Source organism: Alphaproteobacteria bacterium (assembly GCA_025800285.1).
Classification (GTDB): domain Bacteria; phylum Pseudomonadota; class Alphaproteobacteria; order JAOXRX01; family JAOXRX01; genus JAOXRX01.
The window spans coordinates 26201-42339 of sequence record JAOXRX010000097.1 but is presented as its reverse complement, the minus strand read 5'-3'; the positions used below and the strand labels follow the sequence as shown (position 1 = coordinate 42339).

The following is a 16139-nucleotide window of genomic DNA, read 5'->3' as shown; positions in this document are numbered from 1 at the left end:
AGTTCTAAATAGAGTATTGCTCTTCAAATATACTTTTAAAGGAAATTGTATTTCTTAAGTGAATTGCTTCTCTTCCAATACCTGCTCTGTTAGCTTCTGTATTGTTCTCTTGTAGTTGAATTTTAGCTTTTTTATAAGATTTTCTAGCACTTTCTTGTCTTTTTATAATTTCAGGTTCTAGAGCTGTGTCTCGACACTCATTTATTAATATATTAGCTGTTAGCTCATATGCAATTCTTTCAGGAGACAATGCTTTGTTATAACTAAAGCTGTTTGATACAGATTTATCAATTAGTTGCAATACTTTTCGTTTATCCTCTTCAGAGTTATTGCCGTCTTTTAAGCTTTTTACTTCTGGAGTATTTATGAGTAATTTTTTCAAGTAAGTTTCTGAAAAACTGTCAGCTTTAATTTTACAATTTGTTGCTGATAGTAAGAAATCAATGCTAAAATCATTAATTAATTGTTTTTGATAGTAAAGCTTGTTTAAATTTGGATTGTTTTTGATTTGTGCTTTAGATAGGTAAGTTGATATTTCTTTTGTTAAATCACTTTTTACAGCTTTAAAATTTATTTCGTAATAAGTTTTATTTTCCATTTTTTACACCTTTTTCTCGTATTATTAAGTAATAATATAATATATTTTATGTTAAAAATCAATAATTATTATGCTGTATCTTTTTTGAGAATAATGTTAATTAAAAAAAGATATTTTTGTTTGACATCATTATATAAAAGTTGTAATCATTATAAATAACATTATATTAAATAAGATAAACAATTTAAAAGGAGAATTAATATATGAAAAATGCTTTCGTGTTCCCAGGACAAGGATCTCAAGTAATAGGTATGGGAAAAGACTTATATGATAATTTTGAAGAAGCAAAAGAAGTTTTTGACACAGTTAATGAAGCTCTTGGTGAGAAGTTATCAGAACTTATATTCAATGGGGAACAAGAAGAGTTAACAAAAACAGTTAATGCTCAACCAGCACTATTAGCTATGTCTATGGCTACTTTAAAAGTTTTACAACTTGAAAAGGGTGTTGATATAGAAGATGATGCAGAGTTTGTAGCGGGGCATTCATTAGGTGAATACTGTGCTTTATGTGCTGCGGGTGTTTTATCTATTACAGATGCTGCTAAATTACTTAGACTTCGTGGTGAAGCTATGGAAAGAGCGGTTCCAAATGGTTTAGGTGGTATGGCCGCTGTTATTGGGATGACTCCAGAGCAAGTAGCAGAAGTTGTTACTGAAGCTAGTGAAGGAGAAGAGGTTTGCACAATAGCTAATGATAATTCTGATGGGCAAATTGTTATATCAGGTCATGTAAATGCAATTAAAAGAGGTGAGGAAATCGCTCTAGATAAAGGTGCAAAAAGATATGTTATTCTTTCAGTTAGTGGACCTTTCCATAGTCCAATGATGGAAAAAGCTAAAGAAGAGCTTACAGAAGCTATTATGAATACGGAGTTTAATGCTCCAGTAGTTCCTGTTATTTCAAATGTTACAGCTTCTCCAGTTACAGAGCCTGAAGAAATTAAAAAACTTCTTTTAGAGCAAATTACAGGTAGAGTTAGATGGAGAGAATCTGTTCAGTTTATGGCAGAGCAAGGTGTTGAAAGACAAATTGAAATTGGTTCTGGTAAAGTTCTTTCTGGTCTTGTGAGAAGAATTAATAAATCTATCAAAGGTGTAGCAGTAGGATCTGTATCAGATATAGAAAAATTTGAAATTTAATTCTTTTTTACTTTTTTTAACGATGATAATAAAGGGAAAGAACGATGAAAAAAATATTATATGTATTAACAATTATTGGAGGACTATTAATGTCAGAAAATGCAAAAGCAGAGTCAATTAAAATGACTCTAAAAGATGGAGATGTGGTAATTAAACTTTTACCAGAAGTTGCTCCAGAACATGTTGCTAGAATTAAAGAACTAGCAGAATCAGGGTTTTATGATGGTATCGTATTCCATAGAGTTATAGATGGGTTTATGGCTCAAACAGGTGATCCAACTGGAACAGGAATGGGTGGTAGTGATAAGCCAGACTTAAAAGCAGAATTTAATCATGTTAAGTTTAACAGAGGAACTGTTGGTATGGCTAGATCTCAAATGCCTAACTCTGCTAACAGCCAATTCTTTATTTGTTTTAAACCTGCATATTTCTTAAACGGTCAATATACTGTTTGGGGTGAAGTAACTGAAGGTATGGAATTTGTTGATAATATCAAAAGAGGTGAGCCTCCTGTGAACCCAGATAAAATTATTAAAATGGAAGTTATAGATTAATTCACAATAATTTTATAATTAAAAAGCTCTCTGATAAGGAGAGCTTTTTTTGTTTGTGGAAGTTGCTTATGCAACCTTTTGACAATATTGCTTTTTTATGATATAATGCCTCATTAACTTAAATAAGAAAAGAGAAAAAAACATGGGAAATAATATTTTTTTAATCACAGTTTCTAGATTTGAAAAAAGCACTCCAGAACAAATGCCAAATTTTATTGAATATCTAATTGATAATGATAGACTGACAAATAAAATGCTTTTTGATTCAATTAGAAAATGTGATGTAAATAAACTAGATAAATTAGCTAATGTTATAAAAGAAAAAGCAGATATAAATGAAAATAATATAGAAACATATGAAAAAATGTTTTATTATATATCTACTAAAGCAATGGTTAGCGATCATCCTAATTATGATAATTACCTAAGAAAAGTAATTGATAATATCCCCCAGAAAATATTGAAGAGAGATAATAGTATCTTTCAACATATGGTGCGATCTTTAAGTATCCCGTCATTTAATGAGATGAAGAAAAATTTACCAGCTGACTTTAAGAAAAACTCTCATATACGAGAAGTGTTATATGCTACTGATGCTAGGATTTCTGCTCATTTAGCTAAAGAAAAGCTTAGAAATGGTGAAATGACTAATAAACAAGGGGCATTAAGTATAAGAGAGTTTACTTTATAGCTTTTGTTTCTACAACATCATTTTTAATATATATTTGTTGAGCATATCTTTTCCCTTTTAGGGATTCTATGTCAATAGATATATTGTTTTTTGTATAATAGCATTTGTGATTATTACATTTTATTAAATTGTTTTCAGAAAATGGAAGTATTTCTGTTTGCCCGTTTATATGAGCTATTATATTAGATGTAAATGAGTGCTTGCGAGTGCTTGAAAATGTTAATTTATTATCACTTCTTCTAATAGCTATTATATCTGCAAATGGAGATATAATAATATCTGGCTTATCAGTGTGTATAAAGCTTAATAGGAGTGATGTAAATAGCATTATAATTCCGATTATTCTTATCTTCTCTTTAAACAAACAAGCAAATAATCCCCCTAAAATAAATATAGTGAATGATAGCTCTGATTGCTTTGCTACAATTATATAAGAGTGCTCTAAATTTGTTATATAGTTAGCTATATCCATTATAATGCTCATGACTTTATCAGACAAGCTTAGGGTTATAAATGATAACTTAAAAGGAATTAAAATATATGATAATATTATAGATGGCATTAATATGAAAGATACTAAGGGAATTACCAGTAGATTTGTTATAACTCCATAAGGTGTTAAGTTTTGGAAGTGATATATTGATATTGGACTTGTAGCTAAAGTAGCTATAATTGATGTGGTAATAATTCCTAAAATATACCTCTTCGCACCTTTAGATCTTAGTTTGTTATTGTTTTTAATGAATTCATAAAAAGCTACAAGAGCGGTTACGGCTGCAAATGACATTTGAAAACTAACAGAAATTAGACTTTCTGGATATATTAATAATATAACAGTTGCTGCTATTGCTATGCTTCTCATTGATATAGCTCTTCTGTCAAATAATATGCCTAAAAGTACTATGAATATCATTATAAAAGATCGTATGGCTGGAAGAGGGAATCCAATTAATATTATATATAATAATGTACTTATTATGGATATAAAAGCTGCTATTTTTTTAATGTTTATATTTAAAGTAATTGTTTCGCTTATACTAAATAAATATCTGAAAAAATAGAAAATAAAACCAAATATTAGATATATGTGTAATCCTGATATTGATAAAAGATGAGATATTCCTGAGTGCCTAAAAAGATCTTTTGCTTTTTTTGTAATTGATTTTTTTTCTCCTAGCATAAAGCTATTTATTAAAGTGTAATTGTCATTGTTGCTAGAATACTTTTTTGTATCTGTTTTTATTTTATTTTTAACTTTTTGAAGAGGCGATGTTTGAGGATTTTTATTTATAAAGTATAATCTACTTATTGCATATCCTGTTGCACCTATCTCATCAAAATATGATGCTCTTGCGAAGTTATAAGCTCCCTTCATGGCAGGCGGAGTAGGTGGATTTAGTATGGCTTTTAAATATATCTCATCATTTACTTGAGGAATCTCAGACTTGCTAGTTATTTTAACTGATACATTTTTAATTCCTATTAATGGAGAGTTAGGGATGTCTTGTATAGATTCTTGATTTAAGTTTACTATAATGCTTGTAGAGTTGGTTTTTTGTTTAACTTGTTTGACTCTGCCTTCAACATAGGCCTCAACTTTTCTTTCTGATATTGCAAGGCTATGCTTAGATATAGCTTCAATCTGTATTAAAGAAAACCCCAGAGTAAATAAAAAGATAGCTATGTTTATTAAGTTTAAGTAATGTTTTTTTCTGCATATAGCAGATAGGTAAGCAAATACTATGCATATGTATATAGGTTGTATAAAAAAACTCTTAAAGAAATATTTAAAATAAATATGAATTCCCAAGGCTACAAATACAGGTGTAAGTAAAAATAGATTGCTAACCTCATCTAAAAGAGATCTTTTTATAATGTCTATTGCTTTTTTAATCATTTAAGAAAACATCTCCTGAAGATATCTTAATTTTTTCTTGTTTATCATTGATTAAGATTAGATGTCCTTGCTCATCTATTGTTGTAAAAATCCCTTTAATTGTTTTATCTTTTAAATTAACTGTTATAGGTTTGTTTTTATTTGCTGCATATTTAAACCATTCTTCATTTATATTGCTTAATTCGGAATATTTAATTAGGTTTTCTCTAAGGGTAATAGCAAAATCTATAGGAGCAACTTTTTTATTTGTTTCATTTAATAGTGAAGTTGCGGAATAATGTATTTGTTCTTTAGGATAATGAATTAAATTAACTCCAATACCTACAATCATAGATCCATCTGCTTTACCGTTGGTTTCAATAAGTACTCCAGAAATCTTTTTGCCATTTACTAAAACATCGTTTGGCCATTTTAGCGAAATATTTTCAACACCAAATTTTTCTAGTGTTTTTAATATTGCAATAGAGCTAGCAAAAGATACTTGATTTATTTGTTCAAAACAATTTTTATAATTTAGTATAATAGAGCAGAATAGGTTTCCTTTATTTGATACCCATTTTCTTTGATATCTTCCTCTGCCTTTAGTTTGCTCCTCTGCTATTATCATTGTGCCAAATTCTGGTTTTTTGCTTGAATTTGTTAATTCTAGAGCTTTATTATTTGTAGAAGATATTGTTTTTTTCTGAATTATAATCATTTTAGTTATATACTTTTGATACAGGTATCAAATTAATATTTCTTTCTGCTATAGTTTTTAACCATGCCTCTAAAGCAACAACTGTATTATCTCTTGGATGTCCTATGATTATAGCTAACCCATTGTTTTTAGCGATTTTTTCAGCTTTTTCTAGCTGTTTTATTATGTACTCTATATCATTTTTGTGGTCTATAAATACATTTCTTTCTGCTGTTGGTAAACCTATTTCCTGTGCTGTCTCATATGCTATTGAAGAGCTGATAGTAACAGAATCTAGAAAAGGTAGATTTCTTCTTTTTAGTTCATTAAGTACAACTAACATCTTATCATGATTTTGAGTTAATTTACTCCCTGTATGGTTGTTGACAGATCTATATCCTTCAAAGCTATCTAGATGGTTAATAGTTTCTTTTAAAAGTTTATCATCATCCCATGTTTCTCTTAGTGTTTGTATTCCTTTTTCATTATAAGAAATAGCTTCCATAGGTAGATGTAGCATTATTTCGTGCTGATTAGCTGCTGCTATATCTACTTGCTCTTGTAAATCATTGGCATAAGGTAAAAAAGATAGAGATATTTCTTTAGGGAAATTATTAGATATATAGAGAGTGTTATCTTTTTCTATGCCGCAGTCGTCTATTACAATAGCTATAGAATTATGTATTTCTTCCTCTTTTGCTTTTTTTGGTGTTAATGAGTTGTCTTCATTTTTTTTAAGAATTACAGGGGCTTGTTTTTTTTGTAACTCTTGTTTGAATTTCATTCTCATATAGGCTGAGCAACATGATACAGCTAGTATTAATATTAGATAAGCTGTAAATCCTAGATATTTAATTACATCTTGTTTGTTTATTTTTATCATTATTTATTTACCTTTACATTTAAAGCTGGAGAACTACCTTCTTTGTCTTCTCCAAAGTATATTGTTGTGTGAGGGAAGGGTATTTCTATTCCTAATTCATCGAACTTAGATTTTACTCTTCTATTAAACTCTCTGTTTACATCCCATTGGCGACCTGCTTTAGTTTTAAATCTGCCTTTTATAATAACAGAGCTATCTGCTAAAGATTCTACCCCAAATATTTCTACTTCTTTGCCTAATAAGTTTTTAGATATTTCACTATCCTTAAACATTTGTTTTGCTATCTTATTGATTTCTTTTAATACTTGGTCAATGCTTTCTCTGTATGCAACTCCTATTTCAAAAACAGCAAATGAAAAGTCTTTAGTTTTATTTGATATTGTAGTTACTTCACTGAACGGTATTGTGTGAACTGTTCCATGTAGGTCTCTTAATACGACTGATTTTATAGATAGAGATTCAACTTTACCTGATAAACCTCCTATTGATATTATATCTCCAACAGAAATAGTGTTTTCTAGTAGTATAAAGAATCCTGTTATAAAGTCTTTTACAAGAGTTTGAGCTCCAAAACCAATAGCTAAACCGATTACCCCAGCACCAGCAAGCAATGGAGCTATATCTATCCCTAGTTCTGATAAAACTATTAAAAGAGTTAATATAAAGAATATTATATTTAATGTATTGTTTATTAATGGCAGTATTGTATGAGCTTTTTGTTTTTGTTTAGCTGTTATTTTCTTTTGTTTATCTATATTTGTTATTGTTATTCTCATTGTAGCTTTAATCACTTTTTTGATGAAGCTAATTATTGTTATTATCAATATTATTTTTACTAACTTTTTACCAAAATCTTTAAATAGATTTGATTCAAAGATTCGTTTTATATTCTCTTTTGATATTATGCTTTGATTGTTTCTATTTGTATTTTTTTTAGAAAAGCTTTCTTCATTAGAGTATTCTTTTAGAAAATTAGCTAATTTTTCTTTTTGCTCTGGTGTTGAGGCATTTACAGACACTGTAATGTGAGGTGTTTGTTTTAGTGTTTCAGCTTTTGAGTTATTTGATATTAATAAAGCTGACACTATATATAGTATAAAAAATAATTTTTTCACGAGTTTTTCCTATGTTTTTTAATTACTCTACTAAAAACTATAAAATAGTTTGCTTTAAAAGTAAAGTCAATTTTTAAGGTTAGGGAAGGGGATTTGTGTCTAGAAAAATAATTTGAGGCCTGAAAATGAGTTTTTTGCAAAAGTTAAGGAAAATTGACAAATTTTAATATTTATAAAAAGGTGCTTTAAAATAGTAATTTTTCACCTTACCACCTTTGATTATCTCTTTTTTCTTCACGATGTAAATACAAGCTTTAACTTTAAGTATATATTTCTTTATAAACAATAGGTTAAACAAATAAGTTAATTTATTAATTTATTTTGTGAAACAGGGAAGATGGTCTCTAAAACCTTGGTTTTAGAGGGTTTTTTAACGGTTGTATAATGATGTATAATTTAACAAAAAGAGTGCTAAATAGGGCTAAAAAGAGTGTTTATTGGGTGATTATATAAAAAGCATCATGAAAATGGTTCTAAAAAATGATTAAAATTTTTATCCACAGGGTAATTAGCTTCTTTAAGCGGAGCTTTAATAACTAACATAGTTATCCACACTTGCTATAAAAAGCATTATTTTTCAATGCTTTAGTTGTGTGGAAAAGGGTGTTTAAAGTGATGTTTTGATTATAGATTTTGTCGGATAAGATATATTATGTTAAATAAAGTTGGTGGTTTTATGGGGGGCTGTGTTCTAATCTCAAAAGTGTTTTAATATTTTATCTTGTTTTATGATATGTTTTTGCTTAAAGAAAGTTTTTCATTGCTTTTTATGGTTTCTTGTTTTAAACTTAACTTAAGTAAGGAAGGAATTAAACTTCTTCTTTGTTTTGTGTTCGGTAATTAATTTTTTATAAAAAAGGAGAAATATTATGCTTAAAACTAAAAAAATGGCTGTACTACTAGCTTCTGCTCTATTATTACAAGCTTGTGCTGCAACAACAGCTACAAAACCTGCAGACATGTCTTATGATATGTATAGAGTAAAATCTGGTGAAAGCTTGCAATCTATTGCTGCTAGAGAATATGGTAGTAAAAGTGATTGGGTTCATATTTATGATCTAAATAAAGATACAATTAAGAATCCTCATATGATTTACCCAAATCAAATGATTAAACTGCCAGAAACAGTAAAAAAAAATTAATAGAGATTAAAAATTCCAAATTTGCTATAAATCCTTGGGATTTTAATTAATTTCTAAAAAATAAACCCACCTAAATGGTGGGTTTTTTATCATTATATGTATGTATATTTACTATATTGATGGAACTGTTTTTGCTGACAAAATAACTTCTCTTTTAAGTTTTTCTTTTTTTCTAATTATAATTTTAATTTTACTTGTATCTGTAGCTTTCTTTTTATTGCTATTTGTAGGATCTAATAAATTACAAATACATTTACTGTTATTTGAACAGTTGATAGGAGTTATTTTCTTTAATATGCGAGAATCTGTAAAGTTACAAGTATGAGTATTTATTCCATTTAGCATGTTTTTAACTTTCAATCTTTGAGGATGGGTAGTTACTTTTAATAAAGTATTTTTTCTCGCTTGTGTCATTTTAAATATCTTAGTATGCTTTTTAAATGTTTCTATAATGTTTGGTGTTCTTGTATATCCATATCTAAGATTATCAATAATATAATCATGATGCTCTTGTGTAAAGTTAGGACAATGACTGATATTATTTACAAATTTCCAAAAATGTAGATCATTTTTTGTTGTTCTTTCTATTTTTAATGATTCAATAGACTTCTCTAATAGTAAATCTATTTGTTTTTTCCCTAATAGCCCCCTATTCTTTCTTTTTCTTTCTAAGAATAGTAATAAATAGTGGACAGAGTCCATTTCACATGGGCATTGTTCTATAAACTCATTAGATTGGTAAGGTTTAAACTCTGGAGAATCTGTGACAACATTAAAGAATGCTAAATTGTTATCTAGTAAAGTATTAATATGACTTTCTCCAAAATTAGGAGCTGTTATTAAATTTCTTAAAATTTTTGAAGATGTTCGTATGTCTTTTTTAAACTTATAACTAGTTGTCATTTTTTCTAAAAGTTTATCTATATCTTTCGCTGTTATAGATTCTAATACAGCTTTAACTTCTTTGTTCATATTAAAGAAGTAAAGTAAATTCTTTTTATTAGGATAAATGACCTTAAAAATCTCTTTGTAAATTGATTTGATATGTTGTTTCATAGGATTGCCGCCCTTTGATTTAAAATTATTAAATTAGTATATCATAAAAAAACACCTTTTTCAACTTAACTTTTTGATTATTTGTATAAAAAAACTCTAAGGTTTATTGTAACCTCAGAGTTTCTTATAATTGTAAATGCTTTTAGTTATTATTTTAAAGCATCTTTACATCTATTGCAGATTGGTTCACCTTGGCTACCAACCTCTTCTAGAACTTTCCAGCATCTTTCACATTTGTCTCCAGATGCGGTTTCTATAGCTATATCGAAGTTTTTTTCTTCAACTCCATCTAATTCTGCTTCAACTAGCTCACAAGTTGATGTGATGCAGATTTCTGCCATATCAACAGATGATAGAGTTTTGAATAATTCTTCACTGTAAACTTTTACAATAGGTTTAGCTTGTAAAGAAGACCCTATTGTTTTTTCTGCTCTAAGAAGTTCGATTTGAGGTGTAATTGCTTTTCTAACTTCTCTAATCTTATTCCATTTAGCTTCAAGTTCTTCATTTCTCCATTCTGCTGGAGATTCTGCAGCAGCATGTAAAAATACAGAATCATTATCATTTCCATATCTTTGACCCCAAGCTTCCTCAGCAGTGAAAGAAATTACAGGAGATAACCAGATGCATAGGAAATCAAATAATTTATTTAATACAGTCCTACAAGCTCTTCTCTTAATATCGCTCTCAGAATCACAGTATAAAGAATCCTTTCTGATATCTAAGTAGAAAGATGATAGTTCATTTATACAGAAATTATATGTTTTTTCGAAGGCACCTTTCATGTTGTATGTTTTTGTGTCTTCTCTTAATTCTGCATCAAGAGTTGTCATTCTGTTTAACACCCATTTCTCTAATTCAGGCATATCGTTAAATGCTACTTCTTCAGCAGAAGTGTATCCATTTAAGTTACCTAATAAGAATCTTAGAGTGTTTCTAATTTTTCTGTAAACATCTGATTGTTGTTTAAGAATATCTCTACCGATTTTTGTATTTTCACAGTAATCACAGTTTACAGCCCATGTTCTTAGAATATCAGCTCCCTGCTCATCCATAACTTTTAATGGAGATACAGAGTTTCCACCAGATTTAGACATTTTTAAGCCTTTTTCATCAACTGTAAAGCCATTTGTTAAACAAGCTTTAAATGGAGATACTCCTCTGTTTCCAACAGAAACAATCATTGATGAGTTGAACCAACCTCTATGTTGATCTGAGCCCTCTAGGTATAAGTCACAAGGGAAAGATTGTGGGTTTCTTGACTCCATTACAAAACTCCATGTAGATCCACTATCAAACCAAACATCAACTAAGTCATTTATTACATCATAGTCTCCAAGTTTGTATTTATCTCCTAAGAATTCTTGTTTGTCTGTAGAGAACCATACATCAGAAGTTCCTTCTGCATAAGCTTTAGCAATTCTATCACAAACTTCTTGATCTCTTAGGACTTCACCAGTTTCTTTATTAACAAATAAAGATAGAGGAACTCCCCATTTTCTCTGTCTAGAAATACACCAGTCTGGTCTATTACCAACAAAAGATTTAATTCTATTAATGCTTTGTTCTGGATACCACTTAACATTATCTATTTCTTTCATAGCTTTGTCTCTTAAGCCATTTTCTTCCATAGAGATAAACCATTGTGGAGTTGTTCTAAATATTACTGGTGATTTAGATCTCCATGAGTGAGGATATTCATGTCTTACAGACCCTTTAGCAAGTAATTTTCTGTTTGCAAATAGTGTTCTGATAGATATTCCGTTAGCAGTTCCTTCTTTACCCTCGGCTGTATAAACTGGTTCTCCTGCAAATACTGGGATGTGAGGTAGGAATTTACCATCTTCACCAACTGTATCAGGAATTTCAATTTTGTTTGCTAGCCCTAAGAAGTAATCGTCTGGACCATGTCCCGGTGCGATATGTACGAAACCAGTACCTGTATCTGCTGTAACAAAATCAGCTTCTAGTACAGGGACATCAAATTGATAGTATTCTCCTTCAGCAGCAAAAGGATGAGAGCAAATGCTTCCAACAATATCGCTACCTTTAACAGTTGCGATTTCTTCCATTTCTGTGATTCCTGCACTTATTTTTGTAGCCTCTGCTAATTCTTTTAATAATACTAGTTTATCTCCTGCTATCGCTGTTGCTTGACTGTCATCAACAGCTTTTACCTCATAAACACCATATTCAAAATCTGGATGGCATGCTACTGCTCTATTTCCAGGCATTGTCCATGGAGTAGTTGTCCAAATAACTATATCTGCTCCATCAATAGCTTCACAATTTGTTTGTTTAACAGTAAATCTCACCCATATAGTAGTTGATTTATGTTCTAAGTATTCAACTTCTGCTTCTGCAAGAGCTGATCTTTCAGGAATTGCCCACATAACTGGCTTAACACCTTTATATAAAGATCCGCTTAATAAGAATTTATGAATATTTTTAACGATATTAGAGTCAGCAACTCCATCCATTGTTGTATAATATTTCTCCCAGTCAGCGAAAACACCAAGTCTAACAGAGTCATCTGTTTGTAGTCCAACATATTTTGTAGCGAACTCTCTACAAACTTTTCTGAATTCAAGAGTATCTACATCTTCAGGTTCAATACCTTTTGTTTTATAGTTTTCCATAACCTTCCATTCTATAGGAAGTCCGTGGCAATCAAAACCTACAACATAATCAGAAGCATCTTTACCAATTACTTGTTGGTATTTATTTACAGCATCTTTTAGAGTTTTATTTAATGCATGTCCCATATGGATATGCCCGTTTGCATATGCAGGTCCATCATGTAAGTAAAACTTAGGTCTATCTTTAAAATCTTCTTGCATTCTTTTTTGAAGATTTATTTTTGCCCATTTTTCTAGTATTTCAGGTTCTTTTTTTGCAAGCCCTGCTCTCATTGGGAAGTCTGTTTTTGGTAGGATTACCGAATTTTTATAATCTTTTTCCATTTTCTCTATCTTTTTCCTTTATATCGATAAAATTTATATGTAAATAATACTTGTTCTTGATTTTTTTTATTGAAAGCTTTTATGCTGTTCCAAGTTTTGACCCGCCTCCTTTTTAGATTATAAGGAAGTCGGGTTTATAATTCGTATAATAATTTGTTTATTAAATTTCATAATAGCGAGATATTAGCTTATATTTATATAAAAGTCAATAGATAATGCTTTGTAATTTATCTCTAAAAATTATTTTATATTTTCTATTAAATTTAATAAGTTTTGAGCAGCATTTTTTTGAGCTTCTTTTTTGTTCTTGCCCTGCCCTTTGCTTGTTTTGAAATTCTTTACGGATACTTCTATTTCAAAGACAGGACTATGTTCGGATCCACTTCTCCCAACCATTTTATATATTGGTAATCCTAGCTTTTTGCTTTGAGCCCATTCTTGTAATGCTGTTTTAGCATCTACAGGAGGTTTTATGTTTGCATCAAAGTCCCAAAATCTATCAATAACATCTTTTGCAGAATCTATGTTGGAATCTAGATAAATAGCCCCTAAAATAGCTTCCATGGCATCAGCTAATATTGAGTCATTTTTATCGCCACCTTCACGGAGCTCTCCTTCTGACATAGTTATAAAATCCCCTAAATTCAAGTTGTTAGCAATTTTTGCTAAAGCTCCCTTGCAAACTAAAGATGTGTGTCTTTTTGCAATATCTCCTTCTTTTTCATTAGGGAATTTCTCTAATAGTCTTTCTGCTATAATAAGTCCAAGAACTCTATCTCCTAAAAACTCTAATCTCTCATTATCTTTAGAATTTTTCTTCTTCTTTGAGCTTGAATGTATCAATGCATTAATTAATAGCTCTTTGTTTATAAAGTTGTATTTTAATTTAGCTTCTAAGTTTTCCATATTAGATTCTTTCTTTGTTTATTAAGTTAAATAGCCTATTTAATTTAACTCCAAATATAGATGTTTTATTGCTTTTATCATTATTATTTATAGAGAAGAATAATACCTCTGCTCTACCTACCAGGTTTTCAAAAGGTACAAAAGGATATGATATTTGAGGTGTTCTACTATCAGCGGATCTATCTCTATTATCACCCATTACAAAATAATGACCTTCAGGAACATAAAATTCTTCAGTGTTATCATATAATTCATTTTCTATGTATTCAAGAGTATTATATGTTTTGCCAGATAAAGTTGTTTCTTTATATTTATTGAATTTCTCTCCTTTTTCATTAAAAAACACTCCCTGCATTTCTTTTTTTAAAGGTTTGTCATTAATATAAACAACTTGATTTTTTATTTGGATTTTATCGCCAGGTATAGCCATGATTCTTTTTATATAATTAATCTTAGGGTTTGATGGTAGTTTAAAAACGGTTACATCACCTCTTCTAGGCATGTGAGATTTAGATGTAAATATTCTAGTGTTTTTGTCTATTATATTAAATCCAAAGAAAGAAGCTATATTACTGTAGCCATATGAAAATTTGGAAACAAATAAATAATCTCCAATTAATAGTGTTGGCTCCATTGATGAAGAAGGTATTTTAAAGGGCTCAAAAGCAAATGTTCTTATGGTTAATGCTGCAATTAAAGCAAAAGTTATCGCTTTAAAGTTTTCATTAATTTTTTGCTTTATATTGCTGGAGCTATTAGTTTTGTGTTTCATTACCTATCCCTCAATTATAATAGTAGCTGTTGCATAAGGAGCATCATCACTCATAGATATAAATATTTTAGCATCTTTAGAAATTTTTTCTAAAATATCTTTAGATGTTCCTGATATTTCTATTTCTGGTTTTCCATATTCATTATTGCTAATGTTTACATCTTGCCAAGATACTCTATGAGTAAATCCTGTCCCTAATGCTTTGAAAAAAGCCTCTTTAGCTGCAAATCTCTTTGCAAAAAAGCAGGCTCTTTCTTTTTTCTTATTGGACTCAGCTATTTCCGATTCAGTAAAACATCTCTTTATAAAAGAATCCCCAAATTTATTGATTGATTCTTCTATTCTTGATATGTTTACTATATCTGTACCTATCCCCAATATCATGGTAATTAAGCTTTATCAGCTTCCTCTGTTATTTCATCTAATATAGATAGTTCGTCTTCTTTGATTTCTTCCTCTACATTAGCTGATATCATTTCAGGATCGTCGAAGCTATCAAACTCGATATCTTCTTCAAAGTCATTAGCTTCTTCAATTTCAGATATTTTTCTGTATCCTTTAATAACATTTTCTTTTAGTTCATCTACTGATACTAAGTCATGAGCAATTTCTCTTAGAGCAATAATAGCAGCTTTATCTTCTTTTGATACAAATTCTCCATCATAATCAACAAAAGCTCCGTTTGATATTTGTCTTGCTCTTTTAGCAGCAACTATTACTAAATCAAAATGATTATCAACTTTTGATAAACAATCTTCAACTGTAATTCTAGCCATTTAATTTTTTCTCCTTAATGTTTGTTAGTAATTAAGAGCTATTATAATTTATTTTTATTGATTATACCAAGAACTTTTTTTATAAATCCTTATTAATCAAATACTTGAATTTATTTTTATTATTTTGTAATGCTTAAAATATAGTGTTTTTGCGATTCTATATTTATCAAAAGATGTCTTGTCTTTTTTTTTAAATTGTGTTAATTATTACGAAAGACTAACAAACGAAGAGAGGATTATATTTAATGAAATTAGTTTATTATAATTTTTGCCCATTTTCCAGAGCATCAAGAATAGCTCTTTTAGAGAAGCAAATTTCATTTTCATTAGATAATATAAATCCTTGGGAAAGTTTTGATGATAATATTGTTGTTAGCTCTGTTTCTAATATACCTATGATAGTTGAGGAGTTAGAAGGTAACAAAAAGATTAATATATTCTCTACTCCTTCTATATATGAATATTTAGAGGATATTAACAAAGAGACTCTTTTATATGATGGCTCTGTATTTATTAATGCTGAAATTAGAAGGATAGTTTCGTGGATGGATGTAGATTTCTTTAATACAGTTTCTTCAAAGCTGATAGAAGAAAAGATTATTAAGAGGATAAAAAACAGAGAGTTCCCTAATTCTATAGAAATTAAGTCTGCATATGATAACTTAAGCTACCATATGGAGTATTTAGATTACTTAACATCTAAAAGAAAATGGATGGCTGGGAATAGCTTTTCTATGGCAGATATATGTGTTGCCTCTCATTTATCAATATTAGATTACTTAGGAGATATAAGGTGGAATGAGTATCCTAATGCTAAAGATTGGTATGTTAAAATAAAATCTAGACCATCTTTCAGAGAATTATTAGAAGACCGAATTGGCAATATTATTCCTAGCTCAAACTATAATAACTTAGATTTCTAATATATTTGATAAGTTAAAAATAAACTGATTATATCAAGTTGTGTT

General features: G+C 29.3%; 16 protein-coding genes. 5 read left to right on the top strand and 11 right to left on the bottom strand.

The genetic code is table 11. From position 1 onward, the window contains the following. Positions 1-4: 4 nt before the first annotated feature. Complete coding sequence (locus OIF36_05290) at positions 5-598, bottom strand: hypothetical protein (protein ID MCV6599868.1); 594 nt, start codon at positions 596-598, stop codon at positions 5-7. A gap of 203 nt (positions 599-801) precedes the next feature. Between OIF36_05290 and fabD the strand changes: the two genes are divergently transcribed. The 3 genes from fabD (at position 802) to OIF36_05275 (ending at position 2985) form a co-directional block, all read left to right on the top strand. Beyond that, the gene (gene fabD, locus OIF36_05285; GenBank protein MCV6599867.1) at positions 802-1740 is read left to right on the top strand and encodes an ACP S-malonyltransferase; all 939 of its coding nucleotides are present in this window, start codon (positions 802-804) and stop codon (positions 1738-1740) included. Between the two features lie 89 nt (positions 1741-1829). Beyond that, positions 1830-2294 carry a peptidylprolyl isomerase gene (locus tag OIF36_05280; GenBank protein MCV6599866.1) on the top strand — a complete coding sequence of 155 codons (465 nt, stop codon included), beginning with the start codon at positions 1830-1832 and terminating at the stop codon, positions 2292-2294. A gap of 142 nt (positions 2295-2436) precedes the next feature. Then, on the top strand, positions 2437-2985 hold the full coding sequence (locus OIF36_05275; GenBank protein MCV6599865.1) for a hypothetical protein: 549 nt from the start codon (positions 2437-2439) through the stop codon (positions 2983-2985). On the opposite strand, the gene OIF36_05270 is transcribed toward OIF36_05275, so the two are convergent. The 4 genes from OIF36_05270 to OIF36_05255 are packed head-to-tail and all read right to left on the bottom strand — an operon-like array spanning position 2975 to position 7556. Beyond that, positions 2975-4882 (bottom strand): ComEC/Rec2 family competence protein, encoded by a 1908-nt coding sequence (locus OIF36_05270; GenBank protein MCV6599864.1) that lies wholly within the window; start codon positions 4880-4882, stop codon positions 2975-2977. The two genes, OIF36_05275 and OIF36_05270, sit on opposite strands and share 11 nt — an antisense overlap. Then, complete coding sequence (locus tag OIF36_05265) at positions 4875-5579, bottom strand: biotin--[acetyl-CoA-carboxylase] ligase (GenBank protein ID MCV6599863.1); 705 nt, start codon at positions 5577-5579, stop codon at positions 4875-4877. Before OIF36_05265 ends, OIF36_05270 begins: the two co-directional genes overlap by 8 nt. 1 nt (position 5580) lies before the next feature. Beyond that, positions 5581-6441, bottom strand: a complete 861-nt coding sequence (locus OIF36_05260) for a divergent polysaccharide deacetylase family protein (protein MCV6599862.1) — start codon at positions 6439-6441, stop codon at positions 5581-5583. Beyond that, the gene (locus OIF36_05255; protein MCV6599861.1) at positions 6441-7556 is read right to left on the bottom strand and encodes a mechanosensitive ion channel; all 1116 of its coding nucleotides are present in this window, start codon (positions 7554-7556) and stop codon (positions 6441-6443) included. The genes OIF36_05260 and OIF36_05255 overlap by 1 nt, the downstream gene beginning before the upstream one ends. A gap of 869 nt (positions 7557-8425) precedes the next feature. Between OIF36_05255 and OIF36_05250 the strand changes: the two genes are divergently transcribed. After that, positions 8426-8698, top strand: coding sequence for a LysM peptidoglycan-binding domain-containing protein (locus OIF36_05250; protein ID MCV6599860.1), 273 nt, complete (start codon positions 8426-8428; stop codon positions 8696-8698). Positions 8699-8809: 111 nt separating this feature from the next. On the opposite strand, the gene OIF36_05245 is transcribed toward OIF36_05250, so the two are convergent. From OIF36_05245 to rpoZ, 6 genes are all read right to left on the bottom strand, one after another. Then, positions 8810-9754: a hypothetical protein gene (locus tag OIF36_05245; protein MCV6599859.1), complete on the bottom strand. Its 945-nt coding sequence runs from the start codon at positions 9752-9754 to the stop codon at positions 8810-8812. 149 nt (positions 9755-9903) lie between these two features. After that, complete coding sequence (gene ileS, locus OIF36_05240; protein MCV6599858.1) at positions 9904-12717, bottom strand: isoleucine--tRNA ligase; 2814 nt, start codon at positions 12715-12717, stop codon at positions 9904-9906. Between the two features lie 240 nt (positions 12718-12957). Then, on the bottom strand, positions 12958-13623 hold the full coding sequence (gene rnc / locus OIF36_05235; GenBank protein MCV6599857.1) for a ribonuclease III: 666 nt from the start codon (positions 13621-13623) through the stop codon (positions 12958-12960). A 1-nt stretch (position 13624) separates the two neighbouring features. Further along, entirely contained in the window at positions 13625-14395 is a 771-nt protein-coding gene (gene lepB / locus OIF36_05230) for a signal peptidase I (protein MCV6599856.1), read from the bottom strand. 3 nt (positions 14396-14398) lie between these two features. Next, positions 14399-14779, bottom strand: a complete 381-nt coding sequence (gene acpS / locus OIF36_05225; protein MCV6599855.1) for a holo-ACP synthase — start codon at positions 14777-14779, stop codon at positions 14399-14401. Between the two features lie 5 nt (positions 14780-14784). After that, positions 14785-15171 carry a DNA-directed RNA polymerase subunit omega gene (rpoZ, locus tag OIF36_05220; protein ID MCV6599854.1) on the bottom strand — a complete coding sequence of 129 codons (387 nt, stop codon included), beginning with the start codon at positions 15169-15171 and terminating at the stop codon, positions 14785-14787. Positions 15172-15416: 245 nt separating this feature from the next. Between rpoZ and OIF36_05215 the strand changes: the two genes are divergently transcribed. Beyond that, entirely contained in the window at positions 15417-16094 is a 678-nt protein-coding gene (locus tag OIF36_05215; GenBank protein ID MCV6599853.1) for a glutathione S-transferase family protein, read from the top strand. Positions 16095-16139: the final 45 nt, after the last annotated feature.

What these genes read in the sequence shown, in the direction of transcription:
- OIF36_05290 (MCV6599868.1), bottom strand. Translation starts at nt 598, where the DNA reads ATGGAAAATAAAACTTATTACGAAATAAATTTTAAAGCTGTAAAAAGT.
- fabD (MCV6599867.1), top strand. Translation starts at nt 802, where the DNA reads ATGAAAAATGCTTTCGTGTTCCCAGGACAAGGATCTCAAGTAATAGGT.
- OIF36_05280 (MCV6599866.1), top strand. Translation starts at nt 1,830, where the DNA reads ATGTCAGAAAATGCAAAAGCAGAGTCAATTAAAATGACTCTAAAAGAT.
- OIF36_05275 (MCV6599865.1), top strand. Translation starts at nt 2,437, where the DNA reads ATGGGAAATAATATTTTTTTAATCACAGTTTCTAGATTTGAAAAAAGC.
- OIF36_05270 (MCV6599864.1), bottom strand. Translation starts at nt 4,882, where the DNA reads ATGATTAAAAAAGCAATAGACATTATAAAAAGATCTCTTTTAGATGAG.
- OIF36_05265 (MCV6599863.1), bottom strand. Translation starts at nt 5,579, where the DNA reads ATGATTATAATTCAGAAAAAAACAATATCTTCTACAAATAATAAAGCT.
- OIF36_05260 (MCV6599862.1), bottom strand. Translation starts at nt 6,441, where the DNA reads ATGATAAAAATAAACAAACAAGATGTAATTAAATATCTAGGATTTACA.
- OIF36_05250 (MCV6599860.1), top strand. Translation starts at nt 8,426, where the DNA reads ATGCTTAAAACTAAAAAAATGGCTGTACTACTAGCTTCTGCTCTATTA.
- OIF36_05245 (MCV6599859.1), bottom strand. Translation starts at nt 9,754, where the DNA reads ATGAAACAACATATCAAATCAATTTACAAAGAGATTTTTAAGGTCATT.
- ileS (MCV6599858.1), bottom strand. Translation starts at nt 12,717, where the DNA reads ATGGAAAAAGATTATAAAAATTCGGTAATCCTACCAAAAACAGACTTC.
- rnc (MCV6599857.1), bottom strand. Translation starts at nt 13,623, where the DNA reads ATGGAAAACTTAGAAGCTAAATTAAAATACAACTTTATAAACAAAGAG.
- lepB (MCV6599856.1), bottom strand. Translation starts at nt 14,395, where the DNA reads ATGAAACACAAAACTAATAGCTCCAGCAATATAAAGCAAAAAATTAAT.
- acpS (MCV6599855.1), bottom strand. Translation starts at nt 14,779, where the DNA reads ATGATATTGGGGATAGGTACAGATATAGTAAACATATCAAGAATAGAA.
- rpoZ (MCV6599854.1), bottom strand. Translation starts at nt 15,171, where the DNA reads ATGGCTAGAATTACAGTTGAAGATTGTTTATCAAAAGTTGATAATCAT.
- OIF36_05215 (MCV6599853.1), top strand. Translation starts at nt 15,417, where the DNA reads ATGAAATTAGTTTATTATAATTTTTGCCCATTTTCCAGAGCATCAAGA.